This is a genomic window from Streptomyces sp. NPDC006283, assembly GCF_040613325.1.
Classification (GTDB): Bacteria; Actinomycetota; Actinomycetes; order Streptomycetales; family Streptomycetaceae; genus Streptomyces.
Genome location: NZ_JBEXRZ010000057.1, coordinates 14,938 through 38,463, shown reverse-complemented (window position 1 = coordinate 38,463; position 23,526 = coordinate 14,938). Strand labels below are relative to the sequence as shown.

The 23,526-nt window shown below is 71.9% G+C and carries 20 protein-coding genes; 11 read left to right on the top strand and 9 right to left on the bottom strand.

Annotated elements, in window-relative coordinates; translation table 11 throughout:
- Window positions 1-127: 127 nt before the first annotated feature.
- Window positions 128-1,318, bottom strand: a complete 1,191-nt coding sequence (locus ABZ070_RS14875) for a S8 family peptidase (RefSeq protein WP_356633696.1) — start codon at window positions 1,316-1,318, stop codon at window positions 128-130.
- Window positions 1,319-1,639: 321 nt separating this feature from the next.
- On the opposite strand from ABZ070_RS14875, the gene ABZ070_RS14870 reads away from it, so the two are divergent.
- From ABZ070_RS14870 to ABZ070_RS14835, 8 genes are all read left to right on the top strand, one after another.
- Window positions 1,640-4,432, top strand: coding sequence for an alpha/beta fold hydrolase (locus ABZ070_RS14870; protein WP_356633694.1), 2,793 nt, complete (start codon window positions 1,640-1,642; stop codon window positions 4,430-4,432).
- A complete protein-coding gene (locus tag ABZ070_RS14865; protein ID WP_356633692.1) occupies window positions 4,429-5,316 on the top strand; it encodes an ABC transporter permease in 888 nt (295 codons plus the stop codon). Before ABZ070_RS14870 ends, ABZ070_RS14865 begins: the two co-directional genes overlap by 4 nt.
- 134 nt (window positions 5,317-5,450) lie before the next feature.
- The gene (locus tag ABZ070_RS14860; protein ID WP_356633690.1) at window positions 5,451-7,103 is read left to right on the top strand and encodes a von Willebrand factor type A domain-containing protein; all 1,653 of its coding nucleotides are present in this window, start codon (window positions 5,451-5,453) and stop codon (window positions 7,101-7,103) included.
- A gap of 176 nt (window positions 7,104-7,279) precedes the next feature.
- Complete coding sequence (locus ABZ070_RS14855) at window positions 7,280-7,750, top strand: anthrone oxygenase family protein (RefSeq protein ID WP_356633688.1); 471 nt, start codon at window positions 7,280-7,282, stop codon at window positions 7,748-7,750.
- Window positions 7,751-7,778: 28 nt separating this feature from the next.
- On the top strand, window positions 7,779-9,035 hold the full coding sequence (locus ABZ070_RS14850) for an MFS transporter (protein ID WP_356633686.1): 1,257 nt from the start codon (window positions 7,779-7,781) through the stop codon (window positions 9,033-9,035).
- Between the two features lie 118 nt (window positions 9,036-9,153).
- Window positions 9,154-9,858 carry a class I SAM-dependent methyltransferase gene (locus ABZ070_RS14845; RefSeq protein ID WP_356633704.1) on the top strand — a complete coding sequence of 235 codons (705 nt, stop codon included), beginning with the start codon at window positions 9,154-9,156 and terminating at the stop codon, window positions 9,856-9,858.
- Window positions 9,855-10,934, top strand: a complete 1,080-nt coding sequence (locus ABZ070_RS14840; protein ID WP_356633684.1) for a pyridoxal-phosphate dependent enzyme — start codon at window positions 9,855-9,857, stop codon at window positions 10,932-10,934. Before ABZ070_RS14845 ends, ABZ070_RS14840 begins: the two co-directional genes overlap by 4 nt.
- Entirely contained in the window at window positions 10,931-12,157 is a 1,227-nt protein-coding gene (locus ABZ070_RS14835; protein WP_356633682.1) for an ATP-grasp domain-containing protein, read from the top strand. Before ABZ070_RS14840 ends, ABZ070_RS14835 begins: the two co-directional genes overlap by 4 nt.
- A 59-nt stretch (window positions 12,158-12,216) precedes the next feature.
- On the opposite strand, the gene ABZ070_RS14830 is transcribed toward ABZ070_RS14835, so the two are convergent.
- Both ABZ070_RS14830 and ABZ070_RS14825 read right to left on the bottom strand, forming a co-directional pair.
- Window positions 12,217-12,897 (bottom strand): sigma-70 family RNA polymerase sigma factor, encoded by a 681-nt coding sequence (locus ABZ070_RS14830; RefSeq protein WP_356633680.1) that lies wholly within the window; start codon window positions 12,895-12,897, stop codon window positions 12,217-12,219.
- A 243-nt stretch (window positions 12,898-13,140) separates the two neighbouring features.
- Window positions 13,141-13,776, bottom strand: coding sequence for a hypothetical protein (locus tag ABZ070_RS14825; RefSeq protein ID WP_356633678.1), 636 nt, complete (start codon window positions 13,774-13,776; stop codon window positions 13,141-13,143).
- A gap of 258 nt (window positions 13,777-14,034) precedes the next feature.
- On the opposite strand from ABZ070_RS14825, the gene ABZ070_RS14820 reads away from it, so the two are divergent.
- Window positions 14,035-15,060 (top strand): ferric reductase-like transmembrane domain-containing protein, encoded by a 1,026-nt coding sequence (locus ABZ070_RS14820; protein WP_356633676.1) that lies wholly within the window; start codon window positions 14,035-14,037, stop codon window positions 15,058-15,060.
- A gap of 29 nt (window positions 15,061-15,089) precedes the next feature.
- On the opposite strand, the gene ABZ070_RS14815 is transcribed toward ABZ070_RS14820, so the two are convergent.
- Entirely contained in the window at window positions 15,090-15,590 is a 501-nt protein-coding gene (locus ABZ070_RS14815) for a nitroreductase family deazaflavin-dependent oxidoreductase (RefSeq protein WP_356633674.1), read from the bottom strand.
- 259 nt (window positions 15,591-15,849) lie between these two features.
- On the opposite strand from ABZ070_RS14815, the gene ABZ070_RS14810 reads away from it, so the two are divergent.
- Both ABZ070_RS14810 and ABZ070_RS14805 read left to right on the top strand, forming a co-directional pair.
- Complete coding sequence (locus ABZ070_RS14810) at window positions 15,850-16,908, top strand: PP2C family protein-serine/threonine phosphatase (RefSeq protein ID WP_356633672.1); 1,059 nt, start codon at window positions 15,850-15,852, stop codon at window positions 16,906-16,908.
- Between the two features lie 130 nt (window positions 16,909-17,038).
- Window positions 17,039-17,539, top strand: a complete 501-nt coding sequence (locus ABZ070_RS14805; RefSeq protein WP_356633702.1) for a MarR family transcriptional regulator — start codon at window positions 17,039-17,041, stop codon at window positions 17,537-17,539.
- A gap of 192 nt (window positions 17,540-17,731) precedes the next feature.
- On the opposite strand, the gene ABZ070_RS14800 is transcribed toward ABZ070_RS14805, so the two are convergent.
- The 5 genes from ABZ070_RS14800 to ABZ070_RS14780 form a co-directional block, all read right to left on the bottom strand.
- Window positions 17,732-18,394: a DUF4142 domain-containing protein gene (locus tag ABZ070_RS14800; RefSeq protein ID WP_356633670.1), complete on the bottom strand. Its 663-nt coding sequence runs from the start codon at window positions 18,392-18,394 to the stop codon at window positions 17,732-17,734.
- A 361-nt stretch (window positions 18,395-18,755) separates the two neighbouring features.
- Entirely contained in the window at window positions 18,756-19,853 is a 1,098-nt protein-coding gene (locus ABZ070_RS14795) for a hypothetical protein (protein ID WP_356633668.1), read from the bottom strand.
- Window positions 19,854-20,152: 299 nt separating this feature from the next.
- The gene (locus ABZ070_RS14790; protein WP_356633666.1) at window positions 20,153-21,499 is read right to left on the bottom strand and encodes a PQQ-binding-like beta-propeller repeat protein; all 1,347 of its coding nucleotides are present in this window, start codon (window positions 21,497-21,499) and stop codon (window positions 20,153-20,155) included.
- A gap of 241 nt (window positions 21,500-21,740) precedes the next feature.
- Window positions 21,741-22,178 carry a cytidine deaminase gene (locus tag ABZ070_RS14785; protein WP_356633664.1) on the bottom strand — a complete coding sequence of 146 codons (438 nt, stop codon included), beginning with the start codon at window positions 22,176-22,178 and terminating at the stop codon, window positions 21,741-21,743.
- A gap of 168 nt (window positions 22,179-22,346) precedes the next feature.
- Window positions 22,347-23,054 carry a hypothetical protein gene (locus ABZ070_RS14780; RefSeq protein WP_356633662.1) on the bottom strand — a complete coding sequence of 236 codons (708 nt, stop codon included), beginning with the start codon at window positions 23,052-23,054 and terminating at the stop codon, window positions 22,347-22,349.
- Window positions 23,055-23,526: the final 472 nt, after the last annotated feature.

Genomic DNA, 23,526 nt, shown 5'->3' with positions numbered 1-23,526 from the left:
TGCCCCCCACCTAGTTCCTCATCTCACCCCACTGCTCCATTGACTAATCGCCCCCATCCGCGGCCCTCTGGGTAATCCGTGCGGGCCGCTGCGGCGTTCAGTGCCGGGCGCGTGGTGTGCCGCGGCGTCAGAACCGGGAGTACAGCAACTTGTTCGGGGAGCCGTAGCGCGGGTCCACGACCTTGCCGCTGGTCGCGTTGTTCACCACGGCGTCCCGGACCTGGGCCGGGGTGGCCGTGGGGTGGTCGGCCAGGTAGAGCGCCGCGGCGCCCGCCGTGTGCGGGGTCGCCATCGACGTCCCCGAGATGGTGTTGGTGGCGGTGTCGCTGTCCTTCCAGGCCGACGTGATGTCCACGCCGGGCGCGAACAGGTCCAAGCAGGTCCCGAAGTTGGAGAACGACGCCCGGCGGTCGGTGCTGTCCGTCGCGCCGACCGTGATCGCTTCGGGGACGCGGGCGGGTGAGTAGTTGCACGCGTTCGCGGGCAGTCCGAGGATCGGAAGCCCGTTGCCCGCCGCGATGGCGTAGCTGACACCCGAGGCGATGGACTTCTTCACCGCGTTGTCGAGGGACGTGTTGGCCGAACCGCCGAGGCTCATGTTGGCGACGGCCGGCTTCTTGGCGTTGGCGGTCACCCAGTCGACGCCCGCGATGACTCCGGCGGTTGTGCCGGAGCCCTCGCAGTCCAGGACGCGGACGGCGACGAGCTTGACCCCCTTGGCGACACCGTAGTTCTTGCCGCCGACGGTGCCGGCGACATGCGTGCCGTGGCCCTGGCAGTCCTGACCGTTCCGGCCGTCGCCCACCGTGTCCGTGCCGACGCTCGCGCGCCCGCCGAACTCGCCGTGCGAGGTGCGGATCCCGGTGTCGATGACGTACGCGTTCACGTTCGAGGCGGACGTGTCGTAGGTGTACGTCTTCGACAGGGGCAGGTTGCGCTGGTCGATCCGGTCGATGCCCCAGGTGGCATTGGACTGGGTGTCGTTCAGCTTGACCGTGGCGTTCTGCTCGACGTACGCGACCCGCGGGTCGGCGGCGAGCGCCTTGGCCTTCGCAGCCGACATCGAGGCGGAGAAGCCCGTGAGGACACTGCGGTAGGTGTGCTTCGGTGTGACACCGAGATCGGCGGCGCGGGTGGTGCCGTCCTTGAGAACGACGATCCAGCTGCCCGGGACGGCAGTTGCAGTGGGAGCGAGACGAAGATCGCCGAGCGTCGCGCTGTGCGCGGTGGGGGATACGGCGAACTGGAGACCGGTCGCGGCGGCTGCTGCTGATATCAGCGCGCCGGCGCGACGGGCAGTGGCTCTCATCTCGTGCACCTGACCTTTCATTGACCGGTTACGGACAAGTACGGGCCCGCATGGTGCCAGGATGTGAGGTTGGGAGAACCAGAGTCCCGTGATGTGACCTGCATCACAATGGGGCGACTGGCCGGTAAGTGCCGTGCAATAGAAGTCATCTGACGAATCATCAGTAAGTGTGGATCTTGTGTCCCACTCGCGTGCGTCCGTAATGTCCGGACCTGCGGCACGTACCGCGGCTGGTGTACGGAGCCCCTGCCGCGTACTCCTCAAGGAGGCTCATCGGTTCCGCCTTGCGGCAGCCGAGATGAAGGGGCCCATCCGTTTAGGGTTTCAACCATGCAGATCCGACTTCCCAGGCCGCGGAGCCGATGGCTTGCCGGCGTCGCGGCCTTCGCCGTCCTTGCCGGCGCCGGCACGTGGACCGCCGTCGCCGACGACGCCGCACCCGCCGTGCACCGCGAGGACCGGGTGCAGAACATGCCCGGGGCGAAGATCGACACCTCCTACTTCACCAGCGGCGGCGAAGGGCGCAGGCCCGCCGTCCTGATCGGGCACGGCTTCGGCGGCAGCAAGAACGACGTCCGCGCGCAGGCCGAGCGGCTGGCCCGTGAGGGCTACGCCGTGCTGACCTGGTCCGCCCGCGGCTTCGGCCGGTCCACCGGACAGATCGGGCTCAACGACCCCGACCACGAGGTCAAGGACGTCTCCCGGCTGATCGACTGGCTGGCCGGGCAACCGGAGGTCCAGCTGGACGCGGACGGCGATCCACGCGTCGGCATGACCGGTTCCTCGTACGGCGGAGCGATCTCCCTGCTGGGCGCGGCGTACGACCAGCGGGTCGACGCGATCGCACCGCAGATCACCTACTGGAACCTCGCCGACGCCCTCTTCCCCGACGGCGTCTTCAAGAAGCTGTGGGCCGGAATCTTCTTCTCGACCGGTTCGGCGGCCGCCCTGGGCACGGCCCCGGGCGGCCAGCAGCCTCCCGGCGCCCCCGCGGAGCCACCCGCGGGCGAGGCTCCGGCCGGGCAGGACCGGGCCGCCGCGGAAACCGACGCCGGTGCCCGGCCCGCTTCCCGCGACACCGCCGGCGAACAGGCTCCCGCGAACCCCACCGGCTGCGGACCGTTCCAGCCGACGCTGTGCGCCATGTACGAGCGAGTCGCCGTGGCCGGAAAGCCCGACGCCGAGGCCCGCGAGCTCCTTGAGAGCCGCAGCCCTTCCGCCGTCGGCGACCGCATCAAGGCGCCCGCGCTCATCGTGCAGGGCCAGTCCGACTCGCTCTTCCCCCTCTCGCACGCCGACGCCATGGCGAAGGCCATCAGCGCCAACGGGGCACCGGTCGCGGTCGACTGGATCGCCGGAGGCCACGACGGGGGTGACCGGGAGAGCAGCCGCGTCGAGGGCCGCATCGGCGACTGGTTCGACCGCTACCTGAAGCAGGACAAGAACGCGGACACCGGCCCCGCCTTCCGCGTCAGCCGCACCGGCGGCGTCGACTCCACCGACGGCCAGGCGCTGCTGCGCGGCGCGACCGGCGGCAGCTACCCCGGCCTCACCGACGGCACTCGGCAGATCGCGCTGGCGGGCCGCGAACAGCGCTTCGTCAACCCGGCGGGCGCCACCCCGCCCGCCATCTCGGCCGTCCCCGGCCTCAGCGGCGGCGCGGGCGCGCTCTCCTCGCTCGGTGTCGGACTGTCCCTCGACTTCCCCGGACAGTTCGCGAGCTTCCAGTCCGAGCCGCTCGGCACGTCCACCCGCATCACCGGCTCGCCCACCGTCAAGGTGAAGATCGCCTCGGACACCGGCGACGCCGTGCTCTTCGGCAAGGTGTACGACGTCGGGCCGGACGGCAGGCAGCAGGTGCTGCCCTCGCAGCTCGTCGCCCCCGTCCGGATCGAGGGCGCGAAGGCCGGCAAGGAGGTCGAGCTGACTCTGCCCGCCGTGGACCACGAGGTCGACGCCGGGCACCGGCTGCGCCTCGTCCTGTCCGCCACCGACCTCGGCTACGCCTCGCCCGCCGAGCCCGCCACCTACACCGTGAGCCTCGAGGGCCGGCTCTCGGTGCCCACCGCGCCCGCCGTGCGGACGCAGGCGGCCGGCCTGCCCTGGTGGGTGTGGGCCCTGCCCGCCGCGGGCGTCCTCGTCGTCGGCGCGCTGCTGCTCACCGCCCGCCGCCGCACGGTCGCGCCGGCCCCCGACCCCGAGCGCGCCGACGTGCCGCTGGAGATCACCGGCCTGACCAAGCGGTACGCCAAGTCCGCCGACCGGTACGCCGTGCGGGACCTCTCCTTCCGCGTAGAGAAGGGCCAGGTCCTCGGCCTCCTCGGCCCGAACGGCGCCGGCAAGACGACCACCCTGCGCATGCTGATGGGCCTGATCCGGCCCGACGAGGGCGAGATCCGGGTCTTCGGCCACGCGATCCGGCCCGGCGCGCCCGTGCTCTCCCGGGTCGGCGCGTTCGTCGAGGGTGCGGGCTTCCTGCCGCACCTGTCCGGTCGGGACAACCTGGAGCTGTACTGGAAGGCCACCGGCCGTCCGGCGTCCGACGCGCACATCGAGGAGGCGCTGGAGATCGCCGGCCTCGGCGACGCGCTGGCCCGCGCGGTGCGCACGTACTCCCAGGGCATGCGGCAGCGGCTCGCCATCGCCCAGGCGATGCTCGGCATGCCGGACCTGCTGATCCTCGACGAGCCGACCAACGGCCTCGACCCGCCGCAGATCCGCGAGATGCGGGACGTGATGATCCGTTACGCCGCCGGCGGCCGAACCGTCATCGTCTCCAGCCACCTCCTGTCCGAGGTCGAGCAGACCTGCACGCACCTGGTGGTCATGGACCGCGGCCGGCTCGTGCAGGCCGGGCCGGTCGCCGAGATCACCGGCGAGAGCGACACCCTGCTCGTCACCGTCGACGGCGAGGTGCCTGAGCCCGTGGTCGAGAAGCTCGCCGCGCTGCCGGGGATCGGTTCCGCGGCCCGCACGGACGAGGGCCTGCTCGTACGGCTCGACGGCGCCACCGCCACCGAGATGATCACCGAACTGGTGCGTCTGGACGTGCCCTTGACGGGCGTCGGCCCGCACCGCCGCCTGGAGGACGCGTTCCTCACCCTGATCGGAGGCTCCGCATGAGCGCGCCCGTCGAGACCCGACCGCCGAGGCCCGTGCTCGTCGAGTCCGCCCCCGGCTACCGGGCCCGGCACACGCTGCCGCTCCGGGTGGAGGCGGTGCGGCAGCTGAAGCGCCGCCGGACACTTGTGATGGCCGGGGTGCTGGCCGCGCTGCCGCTCATCCTGATCGCCGCCTTCGCGATCGGTGGCACCCCCGACGGCCGGGACAACGGCCGGATCACGCTGATGGACACCGCCACGGCCTCCGGCGCCAACTTCGCGGCCACCTGCCTGTTCGTGTCGGCAGGCTTCCTGCTGGTGGTGCCGGTCGCCCTGTTCCACGGCGACACGGTCGCCTCCGAGGCCAACTGGTCGTCCCTGCGCTATCTGCTCGCCGCGCCCGTCCCGCGCACCAGGCTGCTGTGGTCCAAGCTGGCCGTGGCCCTCGGATTCAGCGCGGCGGCGATGCTGCTGCTGCCGCTGGTCGGACTGGTCGCGGGGACGCTCGCGTACGGCTGGGGACCACTGCAGCTGCCGACCGGCGGGTCGCTGGCCGCCGGCGACACGTTGGCGCGGATCGGCCTCGTCGTCGCGTTCGTGTTCGTCTCCCAACTGGTGACGGCCGGGCTGGCGTTCTGGCTGTCGACCAAGACGGACGCGCCGCTGGGCGCGGTCGGCGGCGCGGTGGGTCTGACGATCATCGGCAACGTGCTGGACGCGGTCACGGCCCTGGGCGGGTGGCGCGAAGCACTGCCCGCGCACTGGCAGTTCGCCTGGATCGACGCGCTCCAGCCGCAGCTGGAATGGAGTGGGATGCTCAAGGGGACGGTTGTTTCGGTCACTTACGGGCTGGTGCTTTTTGCACTCGCCTTCCGGAACTTCTCCCGCAAGGACATCGTCTCCTAGTCCATTCGGTGCAGATCGGCGCGTAACGGACGTGCCGTTGCCGCATTGAGACGCTTCCGCAACTCCTCCGTCTGCTCCTTCCGGCCGCTTCGGACGTCACATTCACAAGTGATGACGAGGCGAGGGGGAGTTCGATGGGGAGTTCGACGAAGCTCCGCACAGGAATGGGGCCGAGGGCCGGCCGGAGGATCGTCGCCGCGGCCCTGGCCGGTGGCATGCTGCTGGTGGCGGGCTGCTCGGCCGCCGGCGAGAAGAGCACGAGCGGCTACGACGAAGGGCGGAGGGCGGCCGACGGCGCGCCCGCGCCCATCGCACCGGACGGAGGCAAGGGCGCGCCGAGCAGCGGGGCCGACAGCGCCGAGCGTGAGGCGCAGGACGCAGCGCCGCCCGCCGACTACCTGTCCACGTTCGCCCTGGACGTGGACACCGCCTCCTACGACTACACCCGCCGCCTGCTCAAGGAGGGCGGGACGCCCCAGCGGCACCAGGTGAGGCCGGAGGAGTTCATCAACAGCTTCCGCCAGGACTACCCGCAGCCCAAGGGCAACGGTTTCTCCGTGACGGTCGACGGTGCTCGGCCGGGCGGCGGCGATGCCGGCAGCGGCGACGGAGAGATCAAGGCGCCGGAAGACGGCACCGCGGGACCGGCAGGCGACACCCCGGGGTTCGAGGGCGACAACTGGTCCCTCGTCCGCGTCGGCCTCTCCACCCGCCCGTCCGACCGCGACGGCGAACGGCCGCCCGCCGCCCTGACCTTCGTGATCGACATCTCCGGTTCCATGGCGGAGCCCGGCCGGCTCGACCTCGTCAAGCACTCGCTCGGCACCCTGACCGACCAGCTGCGCGACGACGACTCGATCGCCGTGGTCACCTTCAGCGGCGAGGCGGAGACCCGGCTGCCGATGACCAGGCTCGACGGCAACCGCGACCGTGTCCACGACGTGATCGACGACCTGGAGCCCACCGACTCCACCAACGTGGAGGCGGGTGTCACCACCGGCTACGACGAGGCCGTCGAGGGCCGCAGGAAGGGAGCCACCAACCGCGTGGTGCTGCTGTCCGACGCCCTCGCCAACACCGGCGAGACCGAGGCCGAGGCGATCCTCGAGCGGATCGACGACGCACGCCGCGAACACGGCATCACCCTCTTCGGCGTCGGTGTCGGCAGCGACTACGGGGACGACCTGATGGAACGCCTCGCCGACAAGGGCGACGGTCACACGACCTATGTGTCCACCAAGGAAGAGGCCCGCAAGGTCTTCGTCGACCAGTTGCCCCGCCACGTGGAACTGCGCGCGCGGGACGCCAAGGCACAGGTCGCGTTCGACCCCGGGACCGTCAAGCAGTTCAAACTCATCGGCTACGAGAACCGCGAGGTCGCCGACGAGGACTTCCGCAACGACCGGGTCGACGGCGGAGAGGTCGGCCCCGGCCACACCGTCACCGCCCTCTATGCCGTACGGCTGAGGGACGGCGCCGACGGCCATGTCGCGACGGCGACCGTCCGCTGGCTCGACCCCAGGACCCGGGCGCCGCACGAGGCGAGCGGCTCCGTGGAGACCGACGCAATCGACGCAGCCCTGTGGGGCGCGTCGTCCGCGCGGCTGCAGATCACCGCTGTCGCCGCCTACTTCGCCGAGTCGCTGCGCGGCGGCTCCATGCCGGGCGCACCCGGGCTCGGCGCACTTCAGGACCGGGCCCGGAAGCTGGCGGAGTCGACGGAGGACCGCGCCGTGCGCGAACTGGCCGACGCGATCGGGCAGGCGAACCGGCGCTCCCGGGACTGAGCCCTTCGGGCGCGCTCGCTCGACAAGGACGCCGGAGAGCGGGTCGCGGCCGGAAAGAGGGCGGTTCGAGGGTGGTTCGAGGGCGGGCGGCAACCGGCCTCGAACCGGCCTCGAGCCGCCGCACGCCGACCGAAAACACGGCGCGCCGCCCCTTCCGTCACGCCATCATGAACGGCATGGCCACCCTTCTGCTCGCCCTCGCCGTCGTGTCCACCGGTCTGTACGCGGGTTTCTTCGTGATCTTCCAGACCGGCATCATGCCCGCGCTCGCGCGCCTGTCGGACGACCAGTTCGTGCCCGCCATGGCCCGTATCAACGAGAAGGTGCCACGCGGCACCTTCATGCTGGCCTTCCTGGGAAGTGTCGGCTTCCCCGTCGCCGCCCTCTTCGTCCCGGTCGACGGCCGCACGGAGACCGACCGCTGGCTGGTCATCGCCGCACTGGTCTGCGCGATCGTCGGCCATCTCATCACCAGCGCCGGCAATGTCCCCCTGAACAACGCCCTCGCCTCCGCGGAGCGTTCCGGCCGTGCCCCCGCCCGGGAGACCCGTGCCGCGTTCGAGCCCAGGTGGAACGCCTTCCACCTGGTCCGCACCCTCTTCGCCCTCGCCGCCTTCGTCCTCCTCGTCTGTGCGGCGACCCCTTGAGGTGACGGGCGATGTGACGGGCCGTGATGTGACCACGCGGACAGCACGCTCCTCGAAGTCCGTCCTTCTCGACATCGCGTTCCTGCGGCTGTGGTCGGGCACCACCGCGTCGGGACTCGCCACCTGGGCCCTGCCGTTCGTCCTCGGTCTCGCCGTGCTGGACCGCTCGCTGAGCCCGAGCGCGCTCGGGCTGCTGCTCGCAGCCCGCACCGCCGGGTTCCTCGCCGCCGTCGCGGTGGGCGGAGTGCTCGCCGACCGGCACTCGCGGCGGGGTGTCGTCCTGTGGTCGGCGCTGGCCGCGGCGGCAGCGGCGCCGCTGCTCGCGGCTGGGCTCGGCCGGTCGCTGCCGCTGATGTGCGCTGCCGCCGTGCTGTCCGGGGCCGGCCAGGGCGCCTGCCGTCCCGCGTTTCAGGCGCTGACCGCCGAGGTCGTCGACCCCGGCCGGCTGCAGCAGGCCAACGCAGCCCTGACGCTCGCCGTACGGGTCACCACGCTGGCGGGGCCCGCAGCGACCGCGCTGCTCGCCGTGCTGCTCGGCACCAGGGCCCTGCTCTGGGGGCTCGGTCTCCTCTGGCTGGTCGCGGCGCTCGTCCCCGGCCCGGGCGTCAGGTCCGCACCACCCGCCCCCCGACGCGCCTCCTTCCGCAGCGAGTTCGCGGACGGCGTGCGCGAGGCGCGCAGGCATCCGTGGTTCGTCGCAGGACTCGTGGCGCTGACCGCCGTCTGCGCCACCGGGTACTCGGTCACCGCCGTCGCCCTGCCGCTGATCAGCCGTGACCGGTACGGCACGGAGGTGGTGCTCGCCGCGGCCACCACGGCGTACACGCTGGGCGCCCTCGCCGGCGCGCTGGCCGTCGCCCGGCTGGGGACCCGCTCCCAGGGCTGGATCGCGCTCGCGGGGATGGCCGCCTACGGTGTCGCGCCGCTCAGCCTCGCGCTGCCGGTGCACCCCGCCGTCGTGGTGGGCGCCTACGCGGTCGCCGGGATCGGCATCGAACTGTTCAACGTGCCCTGGTTCACCGCGACACAGCGCGAGATGGCACCCGACAAGCTGGCCCGGGTGTCGTCGCTGGACTTCATGCTCTCCTACGGTCTCGCCCCCCTCGGCCTGGCGCTCATCGCCCCCGCGGTCGACGCCTTCGGCGCCGTGCCCGTTCTCCTCGCCTGCGCTCTCACCTGCTTCCTCGCCCCCGCCGCGGCTGCCGCAGTCCCGACCGCCCGGCACTTCTCCTCCTCGCTCCGGGAACTTCCGCCCCGACGCACACGACCACTGGGAGGACGGTGAGCCACGGGGGGTGCCCGGGGCGCCGGGAGTGTGAGGAGCCCGTGTGACGAACGACAACCGCGCCGCAGAAGAGGACTGGTACGCCGACGACACCCTCTGGGTCGACTTCGCACCGGCCATGTTCTCGCCCGGACGCGGCGAGGCGGCCGCCGAACTGGTCCGCACGTCGCCGCTGCTCGACCTACCGCCCGGCTCACGGGTCCTCGACCTGTGCTGCGGGCCCGGCCTGTTCCTCGTCCCCCTCGCCGCCCGCGGCCACAGCGTCACCGGTGTCGATCTCAGCCCCGCCATGCTGGAACGCGCGCGTACCGCCTGCGCGGACGCCGGGGCCGACGTCCGGCTGGTGCGGGCCGACATGCGGCACCACGTGGAACCCGAGGCCTACGACGTCGTCCTCAGCGTCTTCACGTCCTTCGGCTACTTCGACGACCCGGACGACAACCTCCAAGTGCTGCACAACGCCTGGAAGAACCTCGCGCCGGGCGGCCGGCTCCTCGTGGACGTCATGGGCAAGGAGGTGCTCGCGGGCTGGATCGGGCGCCCCCAGGCCGTCGACCTGCCGGACGGTTCGTACATCGTGCAGCGCGACACCGTCCTCGACAGCTGGCGCAGACTGCGCACCGACTGGACCCTCGTGCGCGGCGACACCGCCCGCACGGCCTCGATCCGCTCCTTCCTCTACAGCGCCGCCGAACTGCACGACCTGTTCGAGGCGGCGGGCTTCACCGCGGTCGAGTGCTTCGGCGGTTTCGACGCGAGCCCGTACGACCAGCACTCGCGCCGGCTGATCGTCACCGGCATACGCGAGGAGGAGAGCCGGTGACGGCGGCGCCCGCGTCCACCCGCTCCGTCCCGGTGCACGACCACATCACCGACGCGCTGAAGGAACCGGCCCTCGTCCGCCTGCGGGGCAACGTCGTCCTCGCCCGTTTCGAGACGATGAAGGTCTACGCCGCGCTCGGCGCCGTACGCACCCTGCTGCACACCGGACGTGTCGTGCCCGGCCAGACCCTCGTCGACAGCTCGAGCGGCATCTACGCGCTGGCGCTCGCCATGGCCTGTCATCGCCACGGGCTGCGCTGTCACATCGTCGCCTCGACCACCGTGGACGCGGTGATGCGCGCCCAGCTGGAGGTGTTGGGGGCCACCGTCGACCAGATGCCGCAGTCGCAGAGCCTGCGGCTCGACCAGGAGTGCCGGGTGCGGCACGTGCGGCAGCTGCTGGCCGAGCGGCCCGACTTCCACTGGATGCGGCAGTACCACGACTCGGTCCACTACGCGGGCTACCGCGAGTTCGCCGAGACCGTCGGGGCCGCCCTGCCCGACGGCGACCTGACCGTGGTCGGCGCCGTGGGCACCGGCGCGTCGACCGGCGGGCTGACGTGCGCACTCCGGGAAGCGGGGCGGTCGGTGCGGCTCGTGGGAATCCAGCCGTTCGGCAGCGTCACATTCGGCAGCGAACGCTTCAGCGACCCGGAGGCCATCATCGCCGGCATCGGCAGTTCCATACCGTTCGGGAACGTACGGCACGAGCTGTACGACACCCTGCACTGGCTGGACTTCCGGCACGCGACGGCCGGCGCGGTCGGGCTGTTGCGCGACCACGCCGTCTTCGCCGGCCTCTCCACCGGAGCGGCCCATCTCGTCGCCGCCTGGGAGGCGGCACGCGACTTCGGCCGTACCCACCTGGTGCTCGGCGCCGACACCGGCCACCGGTACGCACCCCGGGTCTTCGCCCGGCACGCCGAGGCGCCCGACCCGCGCACCCTGCGACCGGAGCGCATCCACACGCTCGGCGAACTGCGTCCACCCTGGGCGGTCATGGAGTGGGCCGGCCGCCCGGCACCCGCGGCGGCCAGGGCCGAACCCCGCGATCTCGCCGCCGGGAGGCAGTCGTGACCATAGCCGCGCTGGAATCGCTGTCCTTCGGGCTCGGCAGGACGGCCCGGGCCGCCACCGCGGCCGGGCACCGGCTGTGCCTGCTCACCGGCGACCGTTCCGTCTATCTGCACGAACTCGCCGCTCTGCCGGCCGACGCGCTCACCGTCGTCGATGTCGACACCTTCGACACCGAAGCCGTACGACGGGAGCTGGCCCGGCTGCCCGACCTCGCAGGGCTGATCAACACCACCGACACCTGGAGCGTGCCCGGCGCCGATCTCGCGGCGGAGTTCGGCCTGCCCGGGCCCGATCCGGGAGCCGTACGCGTCCTGCGGGACAAGGCCGCCGTGCGGGCGGCGCTGCACCGCGAGGGACTCGGCTCGAACGCCTTCGTGCGCGTCGAGCCGCATCCGGAGAGCGTCGCCGAGGTGCACCGGACCGTCGGACTGCCCGCCGTGCTCAAGCACGTCTCCGGCACCTCCTCGCGCGACGTGTGGATCGTCCACGACAAGGAGGCGCTGCACGCGGCGCTGACCGAAGCGGGCCTGCGCGGCGGGCTGGACGGGCGGCTGTTCGCCGAGCCGTTCCTGGCCGGACCGCTGTACAGCGCGGAGACGCTGACCTGGCAGGGGGAGACCCGGCTGCTGGGCGTGTTCGGCCGGCAGACCTCGCGTGCGCCGGCCGTACGGGAGGAGGCCGCGGCGTTCCCCGTGGCGCTGCCCCCCGGGGAGTCGGCCGCGGTCGCACGCTGGGTGGGCCGCGTGCTGAGCGCCGCGGGCCACGACGGCGGCTTCGCGCATGTGGAGTTCATCCTCACCGCACAGGGACCACAGCTCGTGGAGATCAACCGCAGGATCGGCGGCGCGCTGGTCGGCGAGGCCCTGTGCCATGTGCTGCGGACCGACGTGTACGGGGCGCTGATCGACGTCACCCTCGGGCGGCGCCCCGCCCTGCTCGATGCGGCCCTCCCCGCGGGCGGCCGGGCCGTCGGCCTCGTCCTCGTCTACGCGGACCGCCCCGGCGTGCTCGCGGGCTGGCACGGCCTCGACGGCCTCGACTCCTTCCCGGGGAACGTCCGTTGGTATCCGACGAGGGAGCCCGGCTCCGAGGTGGCGCACGTCGGCGACCAGCGCGGCTGCACCGGCATGGTCTGGGCCGAGGCCGCGACCGCCGAACTCGCCCAGCACCGGGCGTGGAGCGCGGCGACGACCGTGCGGCCCGTGATGCGCGACGCGTCCTGACGCGGCCGGCCCGCCACCCCGGGTGGGGCGGCGGGCCGGCGCGTTCCTCGGCACCGGGCTCAGCGCCCGGCGGCCGGCCGTGCGTACGGCTCGGCCCCGTGGGCCTCGTCGGCTTCAGGGGGCGTTTCGCCGGCCGTCCAGGCCGCCACGAGGTCCCGCCTGGCCCGGGCCACCCGGGAGCGGACGGTCCCGACGGGACAGCCGGCGGCCTGCGCCACCTCCGCGTACGACAGGCCCACCACCTGGGTCAGCACGAACGCCTGCCGCCGCCCCGGGTCCAAGGCGTGCAGGGCGTCCAGCAGCGCCACCGACTCCTCGAAACCGGGCAGATGGCGAGGCTGGGAACGGTCCGCCGCGGTCAGCCAGTCCGCGGTGTCGGCGATCGACGGGCGTGCCGCTGCCCTGCGGTAGCGGTCGACGACCACACGCCGGGCGATCGACAGCAGCCACGAACGGGCGCAGGAGCGGCCGGCGAATCTGGCCAGACCGGTCAGCGCCCGCACGTACGTCTCCTGGGCGAGGTCGTCGGCGCCCGGCACGTCCGAGCTGAGATGGGCGACGAACCTCCTCACGTCGTCGTAGGTCGCACGGACGAAGAGCTCGGCGGCTTCCTGGTCGCCGTGGCCGGCGGCCAGCGCCCAGGTCGTGATCTCTATGTCGCGTGACGCTGTGGCATGCGGCCCGGGGCGCTGCGGCGTCAAGCCGTGCGGCCGGGCTCGTCGGACTTGAGCAGTGAGCATCGCGAATGGTCCTTCGCATCCTGACGAAGCCGTCGCGCGGAAGCACGATCGGCTCCTCGCTGAGTGCCCTGCCGTCTGCGCGCGCGGCGATGCGCCGCCGTGGTGCGGCGCGGTGGCGCGGCGCGGCGGTGGCAGCGTGAAATGCCGGCAGGACCAGGCGGGTTCACATGTGCCGGTGCTGCCGTGGCTCCGTGCGCCGGCCGGTGCTGCCGCGCGTTCGGGTCAGGGCGGGGGAGAACGTTGTCAGGACGGAAGCGAGGGAGGACCGCGCCGGGTGACGGCGTACAGGACGAGCAGCGCCGTCGGGCGGCGGCTCGCCCTGCGGCGCGGCGCCGGGAGCCAGGCCGCGCGCGGCAGAGGAGCAGCGCCCGACAGCATGCGCCAGGCCGTGTGCAGCGACGTGCCGACGAACAGGGCCAGCGAGCGTGCCAGTTGGACGGCCGCGGCCTCGCCGCGCCAGAGCCACCAGCCGCACAGCATCCCGGCCACGACGTGCGCCCCGGCCATGGTCGTGCCGTTGGAGGAGCTCATGGCCGCCATGACGTCCCCGGCCGTCTCGGCGGGGCCGTGAAGGCCGTGGTGCAGGGCGTGGCCGTGCCCGGCCGTCCGGGGGGACGCGGGCGGAGCGGGGTGCAGCAGGCCGAAGAGAGCGTGCAGGGCCAGCTGGCCGAGGGCACTCGCACCGATGATCACCGGCGCGCGGTGCTCCCCGTACGTGACCTGCCAACCGGCGCCGCACATCAGGACGAAGGCGAGCGCCAGCGCCGACGGGGACAGGGCGGCGCCCGACGAGAGCGCGTGGCCGAGGCCCGACACCGCGACGCACACGGCGGCGAAGACCGCGGTGTGCGCGAGGCGGAGTGCGGGGCCGGCTCCCATGACCGTCATCGTGCGTCGGCTGATCGACGGGGATGCGGCGACCCCGTCAAATGTGACCCACGCCACACGGCTGCCGCGGGAACTCATCCCGCTTCGCGTCCGACTCCTCCAACAGTCCCCGATGCGCCCAGGGCCTCTCGTTCGGATCACGCCGGGCTCGGGGGGTCGACCTGATCCAAACGAAAGACGCCAGCCCGACCAGCCCGACCAGCCCGAAAGCCGCCTCGGCGGCGCCGCGCCACCGAAGAGGCCGATGCGATGCAGCCGCCCCCCGAACACCCCACCCCGCCCACCGCTTCCACCCCGTCGGACGCCTCGGCTCCGTCCCTGCCCCGCCAGGCCGGTGACGCAGGCCCGAGCGGGGCTGCCGGCCATCGGCCTCAGCCGCCCCGCGTCACCCTCCGGTCCGACCTCCGGGCGTGCGTGCGGGACGGCCTGGTCGCACTTGTCGTCACGGCGGCCGTCTTCCTCCTCATCTACGTCCGCATCCGTGCCAAGACGTCGTCGACGCTGACGGTCATGCCGTTCATGGCCGATGCCGACGCCTTCTGGGTGTACTTCCTCAGCCAGGCGTTCGGCTGGTCCGCCCTGTTGTGGGCGTGGGGCACGGTCGTCCTGGGGCTGCTGCTCTCCGGCCCGCGTCCGTCCCGGCTGCCGCTGTCCGGCCCGGCCCTGGAACGCCTCCACCGCACCACGAGCCTCAACACCATCGCTCTGATCGCCGCGCACGCGCTGCTGTTCGCCGTCGAGCTGGTACGCCACGACACGGACGCCTGGTACGCGAGGGTCGCGACCGCGTTCGTCGAGGCGTTCGTCCCCGGGGGTTACGACTCGGGGACCGGCCGCATCGCGATCCCCGTCGGCCAGGCCGCCCTGTATCTCGCGATCCCGCTCGGCCTGCTCTTCTACGTCCGGCACCGGATCGGTCCGAAGTCATGGCGCGTCCTGCACCGCTTCGTGATCGTCGTCTATGTGCTGAGCGTGTGGCACACCCTGCTCTACGGCACGAACGTCTGGTACGACGGCTGGTTCCGTACCTCCGTGTGGCTGCTCCAACTCCCGATCGCCGTCCTGTTCCTGCTCCGGCTGCTCGCACCGGCCCGCAGATCGGAGCAACTACGCCGCCCCGAACGGCGCTTCGCCGTGTCGTGGAGCCTGCGCCTGGTGGGCCGGGTCGCCGTCGCCGGGGTCCTCGTCGCTCTGATCGCGGTACTTGTGAGCGGCAGGGACGGCGGCCGGACCGTACCGCCGGCGGACACGTCGTCGACCCACAATCACGACTGACGCGCCATCCGACCGAGGGGCACCGACCCTCAGAAGCTGCCCGGTGTCGCGTCCAGGCGGAGGAACGGCACCGACTCGCCCACCCGGCGGTAGTCCGCCTCGGTGCCGTCGACCTCGTACCCCATGAACCGGCACAGCCGGCGCGCGGCGAGCGGATGCCGGGCCGCGTAGCGGGCCATGAGGCGGCCGCCGTCCTCAGGTGCGACCGGGTGCGCCGTCACCGGGTAGTAGCGGCGGCCGACCTGGATGGTGGCCTGCGGTGTGTGGAGGAGGTTGCGGTACCACTCGGCCTTCGGCCCGAAGCCGGACGCCACCGACCATGATCCGCCCGCCGGGTCGTGTTCCACGACCTCGATGACGGTCTTGCGGGTCAGCCCCGTCGTCCGGCCCGTGTGAATCAGCAGCAGCAGACGCCGGCCGAACAGTGGCCCGAGGCCGACCCGGTACAGGTGGATCGGCAGCCTGGCCACGAGGCGCCTCCAGCCGGTGGGGAGCGAGGGCCGCCGGGGCGCGGTGTGCGGAGAAGTCACGGACCTGCCTCTCGTGAGCGGGCGGGGGCGCTGCAGCGTGGTGCTCAGCGTTCGGTCAAGGGGTTCCCCGGAGGTCGGCTTCGATTCGGTAACGGGGCGGATCAGGACGATTCGACTGTGCAACCTTTGCATAGTCTAAACATGGTCCGACGTCGGCGGGCTCGGTGCGAAGCCGCCGTCTCCGCCCCGGCGGCTGCCGCGCGGCCGAGCCGTCGGCCGAGACCGTCCTGCCGTCCCCGAGCAACTGCCGGAGTCCGATGTGGCCGAGGAGACACCGCCGCGCTCCCGATTGCTTTCCGCGCTCCCCTTCGTGGTGATGGGGGCGGTCGCGCTCGTCGACGTGACGGCCGGATCGAGTGTGGGCTTTCTGGCGCTCGTCTCCCTCGGACCGGCCTTCGCCGGCCTGGTGGGCGGCTGGCGGCGTACGACACTGATCGGTGTCCTGTCGCTGCTGTTCTGCCTGGGGCTCGGGCTCTACGACGGACTGATCGGCGAACGCCGCTGGTACTCGGCCATGGCCTCGGTCGCCGGCGTGACAGGGGCCGGTGTGGCGGCGGCCGTGATGCGGCAGCGCAGAGAGGCCGAACTCGCCAGCATGCGCTCGATCGCCGAAGTCGCACAGCGCGTGCTGCTGCGACCGGTGCCGCGTACGGCGGGCCATCTGCGGGTGGCGGTCTCGTACACCTCGGCGGTCGCCGAAGCACGCATCGGCGGCGACCTGTACGAGGTGGTGATCGCGCCGGGCGGCGTCCGTGTCATCGTCGGCGACGTGCAGGGCAAAGGGCTCGAAGCGGTCGAGACGGCGGCCGTCGTCCTCGGCGCCTTCCGCGAGGCCGCGCACGAGGAGAGCGCGCTCGCCGGGGTCGGCGAACGGCTGGAGAGGGCGCTCGAGCGGGAGTTGCAGGGCGGCGAGAAGTTCGTCACGGCGGTGCTCGCGGAGCTGAACGCCGACAACGGCGTGACCCTCCTCAACTACGGGCACCCCGCCCCGATGGTGGTGTGCTCCGACGGCAAGGTGTCGTTCGCGGAGCCGCCCAAGCGTGCCCTGCCGCTCGGGCTCGGCCTCCACGGCGGGACCGCACCCGAACCGTTCACGACGGACTTCGCGCCGGGCGACCAGATGTTCCTCTACACGGACGGCGTCTCCGAGACCCGCGACCGGGCCGGCCGGTTCTACCCCCTCGGCGAGCGCGGCCACCTGCTGACGGCGGACGACCCGGAAGCGGCGCTCGGGGCGGTCCGCGCCGATCTGGAGGAGTACGCGCAGGCGCCCCCGCACGACGACGCCGCCATGCTGCTGATCCGGTACCGCCGCTGAATCACCGCGGACCGATCACCGAACCGGGGCCGGTGAGGGTCGATGGGACGGCGCTGCACGGGACGGCAGCCCGGCACGGTACAAAGAAGAAATGACCGAACCAGTGCACTCCTCGTACTCCGCACGGGGGATGGACGACGTCGACGCCGTGACCCGCGCGGTGCTGACCGCCTCCAGACTGCTCGTCGCCCTCTCGGCGCGGTCCCTCGCGTCCGTGGAGGACAGGGTGACGCTGCCCCAGTTCCGGCTGCTGGTGGTGCTGTCGCTGGAGGGGCCGGCGAAGCTGGTGGCGCTCGCCGACCGGCTCGGTGTGAACCCGTCCACGGCCATGCGCATGATGGACCGGCTGATCGCGGCCGGGCTGGCGGACCGGCAGGTCAATCCGGGGAACCGGCGGGAGACGGTGCTGCAGTTGACGACCGAGGGGCGGCGCATCGTCGAGGACGTCACCGCCCAGCGCCGCAAGGAGATCGCCGCCATCGTCGAACGGCTCGACCCGGAACAGCGGGCCGCGCTCGTCGGCGCGCTGGCCGCGTTCACCGAGGCCGGAGGGGAGCCCGCGGTTCCCGACGCGGACGGCGGGCTGTACCCGCTCGGCTGGTCGGACATGGGTCCGCGGCCCACGCGCTGACGCAGGCCTGCGGGGTTGGCGGGGAGGACCCGGTCGACGCGGCCGGCGTGCGGTGGTCGAGCTGCGTCACCGTGCCAGTGCCGCTCCCGGGCAGAGGCCGGCCGTGAACCGGGTCCTCCACCACGGGAAGCATTGCACAGTGCAAGGGATTTTATCTCCCCTTGACGGAGCTGAATTTCCTGAAGCGGCCGACTACTTCGGGGCGACAGCCGCCTCGACCTCCGCGAACGTCGCGGCGTCGACGAGCCCCGTGTCCTCGAGGACCTCCATGTGGTCCAGCACGGTCTGGTTCGCCTGCCGCGCGTGACGCCGGATCAGGTCGTTCTGGGTGGAGCCACGGACCTCGGCGATCGTGGCGAAGATCTTTCCGTGGGAGGAGCGCAGCAGGTTCGCGAAGAGCCGGTCGAACTCGGCGCCCTGGGCGTTCTCCAGCTGTGTCACGAAGCCCTGCTGCTCCTCGGTGGCCTCGTTGGGAAGCTCCACGCCCAGAATCTTGGCGTCCTCACGCACAAGCTGGTCGAGCTTGCTGTGGCCGTCGAGGAGATGCAGTCCGGCACGCTTCACGGCTTCGCTGGAGGCGTGCGTCTGGGCCAGCCGCCCGGCGGGAATCTCCCACAACCCCGCCTGCCGCACCTTCACAAGGAACGTCCGGTCCACCTCGGTCACCTTCTGCGGCCCTTGGGCCTCGGCGGCAGTCGCACCGGAATAGTCCGTTCCGGCATGACCGGCACCGTGCTGGGCGGAGCCGTCCGCGGTGGTGGTCCCCGCGGTGGCCTCTCCGCTGCCCGTCTGCAGCGAGACGATCACCAGAGCGACCGCGGCGATCGCGGCGGTGACGACCGCAACGACTTTCATCGATATCCCGGAACGCGCTGCGCGTCGGTTCGAATGCATGGATGCCTCCCGGCTCGGCATGGAGAAAAGAGTTGGTGGTGGCATTCGGGGAGCTGTTGTGGCGGCTGGCACGGCACGCAGCGACAAGTACGGACACGGGAGCCGGAGTGTTCAACCCGTGCCGCACGAAGCACGAGGGCCCTGCCGCCACCGGATCGGTGGCGGCAGGGCCCGGCGAGCCGGGGACCGCCGCGCGTCCACTCGCTCCTCGCCCGGTCAGCCGGGTCGCGGCGCCTTTCGCCCGCCTCCGCGTGCGCGGCCGACGGCGAGGGGCGTCACGTCGTCGCGGCCCACCCGGCCGATGTCCGCGGCGCGGTCCCGCTCACGACCGCGTGGCGGTCCCGCATCCGGCGTCCCCGGCGTCCCGCATGCGCGCCTCCATCGACGTGCTCCGGTCGTACGGGTCGACCTCGGGGCCGCCTCCCTGGTCCGTGGCGGCGCTCTCGGAGCTGAACTCGGGGGTGAAGTAGCCGGAGAAGTTGTCGCAACCGCCGTTGGTGCTGTCCACCTTGTAGGACACGAGGGAGAACGTCCCCGGCTTCACGACCACCTTCGCCGGGTCGTCCCAGCTCATCACGACCTCGCGGCGCACGATGGTACGCGCGACCTCGTCGCTTCCCGCCGCGGCGCGTACGACCGGATAGACGTACGTGACATCGGTCGTCACCTCGACCGCACCGCGCTCGCCTTCCCGGTACGTGATCCGTCCTCGTGTCCTGACCACGTCCCCGACGAGCCGCACCTCCGTCTTCGCGAAACGGCTGAACAGCAGCAGAGGGTCGTTCTCCCGGCCGGGCGCGCGGAACGCGGTCGCCAGGTAGTCCTGGACGTCCCGCTGATGCGGATTGATCAACGCAATCGCCTTTGTCGGCCGCTCTCCGCGCAGCACGCCGGGATCCAGGCTGGACGCGACAAGAAAGTCCCGGCTGCTCGCCAGCGCCTGCGCGACCTGCTCCTTGCTCATCCAGCCGGTCGCCCGTGCCGCAGGCATACCGATCCCTGCCGTCCCGTCACCCCACCGTGCAGCCGGTGAACCCCTGAACGGCTCCTCGACCGTGGGCCGTCGGGCTGCGGCCTCGGTCGCCGGCGGCCGGCCGGGACGTTCCGACTCCGCGGCGAGCGGCGCACTCCCGCCGCCGGCGCCCGTGAACCAGCCGACGACCCGGCCCGGGTCCAGCGCCACGAACAGCAGGCCGACGGCAACCAGCAGACCGACCGCGTACCAGGCCTTGCCCCGCCGCCGCCGGACCGGCTGGTGAGTCCGCCACCCCTCCGGCGGGCCGGGCTCCTCCCGCAGCCGCCGCGCCACCATCCGAGCCCGCGCCGACGGCTCCTCGGGCGCGCCCCGAGTCCCGGCCTCGGCCTCCCGCAGGAAGCGCTCCCACTCCTCGTCCGGTATGGACACCCCGCCCTCGCCCACGATGCGCTCTCGTCCCTTCTTGCCTTCCGACGCATCCGGTCCCCCCTCCAGGCCCGGTCGTCATCCGTGCATCATCACACAGCGCTTCTCGGGCGCCGTGACCGCCGGCGACGCCATCGAGCCCGCACCCGTCCACCTCCCAACCGGCGCAGCAGCGAGCGTTGTTCGTCAGCTCTGCGGGCAACGGAGCGGACGCGGCCGCGACCTTGCCGGGGTGTTCTCCGCAGCGATGGCACGCGGCATCGAAGGCACCGATGTCCCGGCCGTGTTGCATGATCGCCACGACGCTGCTTGGCCGCTCACCACCGCTCGAATGCGGTGAAGGGCCGGTCGCCGCCCGCGACGATGATCCGTCCGTCGTGCTCGTAGACGGCGGACATGGGTCCGGGCACGTTGTCACGGAAGTGGCGTTCGTCGAGTTCCTCGCCGTTGTCGGCGTCGTACTCGAACAGGTCGGTGATGCTGCTGCTCTGAGTGGACCACTCGCCCAGCACCGTGATCCGGTCGCCGCGCGCGGACAGCGCCGCAGCGGGGTCGTCGAGGCTCTCCTTCCACACTTCCTCACCGGTCTTCAGGTCGAAGGTAACCAGATGATGCCGCTCACCCTTCTGCCAGTACCCCGCCAGCGCGTACAGCCGCTCGCCGACGATCGCCGTCTGTGCCGCCTCGGTCGCGGTGATCGCGCCGTAGTCACGGTTGAACTCGATGCCGGGGCGCGGCCGTCCGTCGTCGCCGAAGGAGTAGAACGTGCCCGTGTCGTCGGTCGACGGCCGTGTGACGGTGAGCACCAGCGGGTCGGTCGATTCGATGGCCACGGTGGCGCTCAGGTCCAGGGGACGGCGGGCGTCCATGGGGACGTTCCAGTTCAGGGCGCCGGTCTCGCGGTCGAAGGCGGCCATCATCTGCTCGGCGCCGTCGGTGCCGCCGATGCCCAGCTCGTCCGTGTCCTCGCCACCGCAGTCCAGGACGGCGAAGACCTGCTCCTTGCCGACGGAGACCTGCTGAGGGCCGCACTCTTCGGGCAGGTCCGCCGTCCAGCGGGGCTTGCCGGTGCGCAGGTCGAGGGCGCGCAGGGAGGTGTGGTCGTCCTCGGCCCGCCCCCGCAGCGCGGTGCGGTGGTCGTGGGCGACCACGGCGATGTCGCCGCCCGCGTCCAGGAACTGGGAGCCCTGGCCGAACCGGCCGGTCGCGACCTTCCGCTGGGCGGTCCACAGCTCCCGCCCGTCCTTCACGTCGAGAGCGAGGACGGTCGCACAGCCCTTGCCCTGCGGGGCGGGTTCGCTCGTCTCGCCGCCCTCCTGTCCGTACGCGACGAGCAGGACCGACGCGTCTGCGTGCCGCGCGCTCCCGCAGATCCGGGTGCGGCCGGGCGGCACGTACTCCCAGAGTTCCTTGCCGTTCTGCCCGTCGGCGAGGCCGAACCCGGTCACCGCGTCGAACCGGCTGCGGACGGCGACGTCATCGACGACCCACGTACCGTTGGCACGGCCGTCGGTGGCTCGGTCCTTCGGGGCCGACCAGGCCCGCACCATCGCGTCGCCCGGCAGATAGCCGTTGTACGACAGGATCCAGGCCGTGACGGACCCGATCACCGCCAGAGCGACGACAGTCGTCGTCAGCGCTTTCGCGAGCGTTCTCCCCGACATCACGCGGCCCCCCTCGTGCTGTACATGTCCCCAACCCCCTTGCGGAGCGGCGCCTCCTGGCGTCCGGCCGCCGTTCATCGATCTTCGATCTGCGAACGATGATCAGGGTAGGCGAGGGGGAGCCGGACAGTGCCGGATCCCCTTGGTGATCACCAGAGGCCGGTCCGGCTCTTGCGTTCCTGCTACGCCTCGCCCGCCAGTGCCGTAGCGGGCAACGTTTGCCCTGTAACCGTCTGGGGCGTCAACTCGTGCTGAGTGGTGCGCTCTCCTCAGCGTCGAGCTGGTGGTCTGCCCAGATATAGCTTTCGGGAAGCAGGTCGGTGACGGGCACCATCCGGAGGCCGTCGTTTGTCCCGACGATGACCTTGAGCGCTGGGAAGTAGTCAACAAGGACCTGGCGGCAGCGGCCACATGGGGGCACGACGCCTCGGTCGCGGTCACCCACGGCGACGATGGTTTCCAGGTCGTAGGCGCCCTGGGCGGCAGCTGTGCCGATCAGGACCAGCTCCGCGCAGGGGCCTCCAGTGAAGTGATAGGCGTTCACCGCGGTGACGATCCTGCCGTCCCGGGCGCGGGCCGCAGCCGCCATGGTGTGGTTGTCGCCACGGCACCGTGTGGCCGCGACTTGCGCCGCGGCCCGGATCAGTTCGTGGTCGACACGGTCGGTCTGTGTGGTCATCTTCTCTGCCTTCATGCGGTGTCAGGCGACGTTGGCCCTGGCGACGACGGAGCGAGTTCGATCAGGCGATCGGTCCGCCGCCGGACTGCGATGTCATACGTGACGGACCCAGTCCGTAGGAACACCGCCGTGATTCGCCGGTGTCCGGCATCGAAGCTCAGTTGTCGGTCAGCCGCCCTGGTAGATCGTGGTGCACAGCAGCGTGGCGCCGTCGTCCACCAGGTAGGCCCAGTAGCGCGTCTGGTCGCCTGCCACCCGCCGGCAGTTGTTCGCGTCGGCGCCCGCCGGGGCGCGATAGACGCCTGTAATGTGCATGATCTGGTTGTACGGGGCAGGTACCGCCTCGCGTCGGCAGTCCACGGCCGTCATCATGCCGAGGGAGATCGAGTAGCCGGACTGCTGGCCGAGCATGCAGTAGGCGGCGTGGTAGATGCGGGTGAGGCAGAGCTTCGTTTGGTTGCCGGTGGTGGCGGACTGGTAGCTCCAGTACGACTTCCCGTGGCTGGTGGGGCAGGCCGTGCCGGTGGCGGTCACCTGGACCTGCGCCTGCGCGCCGGCGCAAGACACGGGGTCCGGCGGAACATCGACGCTCCAGTCGATGCTGGTGGTGCCCCCGCGGCCCGTGTCGTAGACCGCCAGGCAGTCGCCGGCCGAGATGGCTTTGAACGCCTCTTCGGTGGGATCCGGAGTGGGCGTCGACGGCTCGGGGTCGGCCTCCTCGGCGTCCCCCTCGCTGACGTCAGGGTCATCGGGGACGTCGACGGTCGGCGAAGGCCTGTACGGGGCCGGGCTGGAACTGGATGGGGGCGAGTCGGCCAACAGGTCCACCAGCTCCGTCGCGTTGCTCACGCCCAGCCAGGTCAGGATCGACAGCACGGATGCGATTCCGCCGATACGCGCCAATAATTTGGCAGTGGAATGATCATCGGATGCGCCTGCCACAATGCCCTCCCCGCCGAGGCTCAGGCGATATTAACTTTTCCGGCGCCGCTGAGAGCCGAACTCCCGTTATCCCGCCCCCGTTGCCCACCCCCGCACAGATCCAGCACCCCACGGAGCGTCGCCGGCCAGATCATCCGTTCATCCGCATCGGTCATGTGCGGAGGATCGGTCTTGCCGCGCGGCGAGCGGAGCGAGCCGCTCACCATGGGCCTTCGGCGGGGTGGGACCGTCGGTCTCCGCCGGGTCGACGTCGGCTTGGCCAAGCGCGAGCTCTACGTCCGCCGACAGTCTCGGCGTCGGCGTGGCGTCGCAAGATCGCTGACCAGCCCGCGAAACTTCGACACGTATTCGACAGAGCCAACCGCAGAAACCCGGTGACAGCCGGACAGCGCCGGGTCCCCCTCGT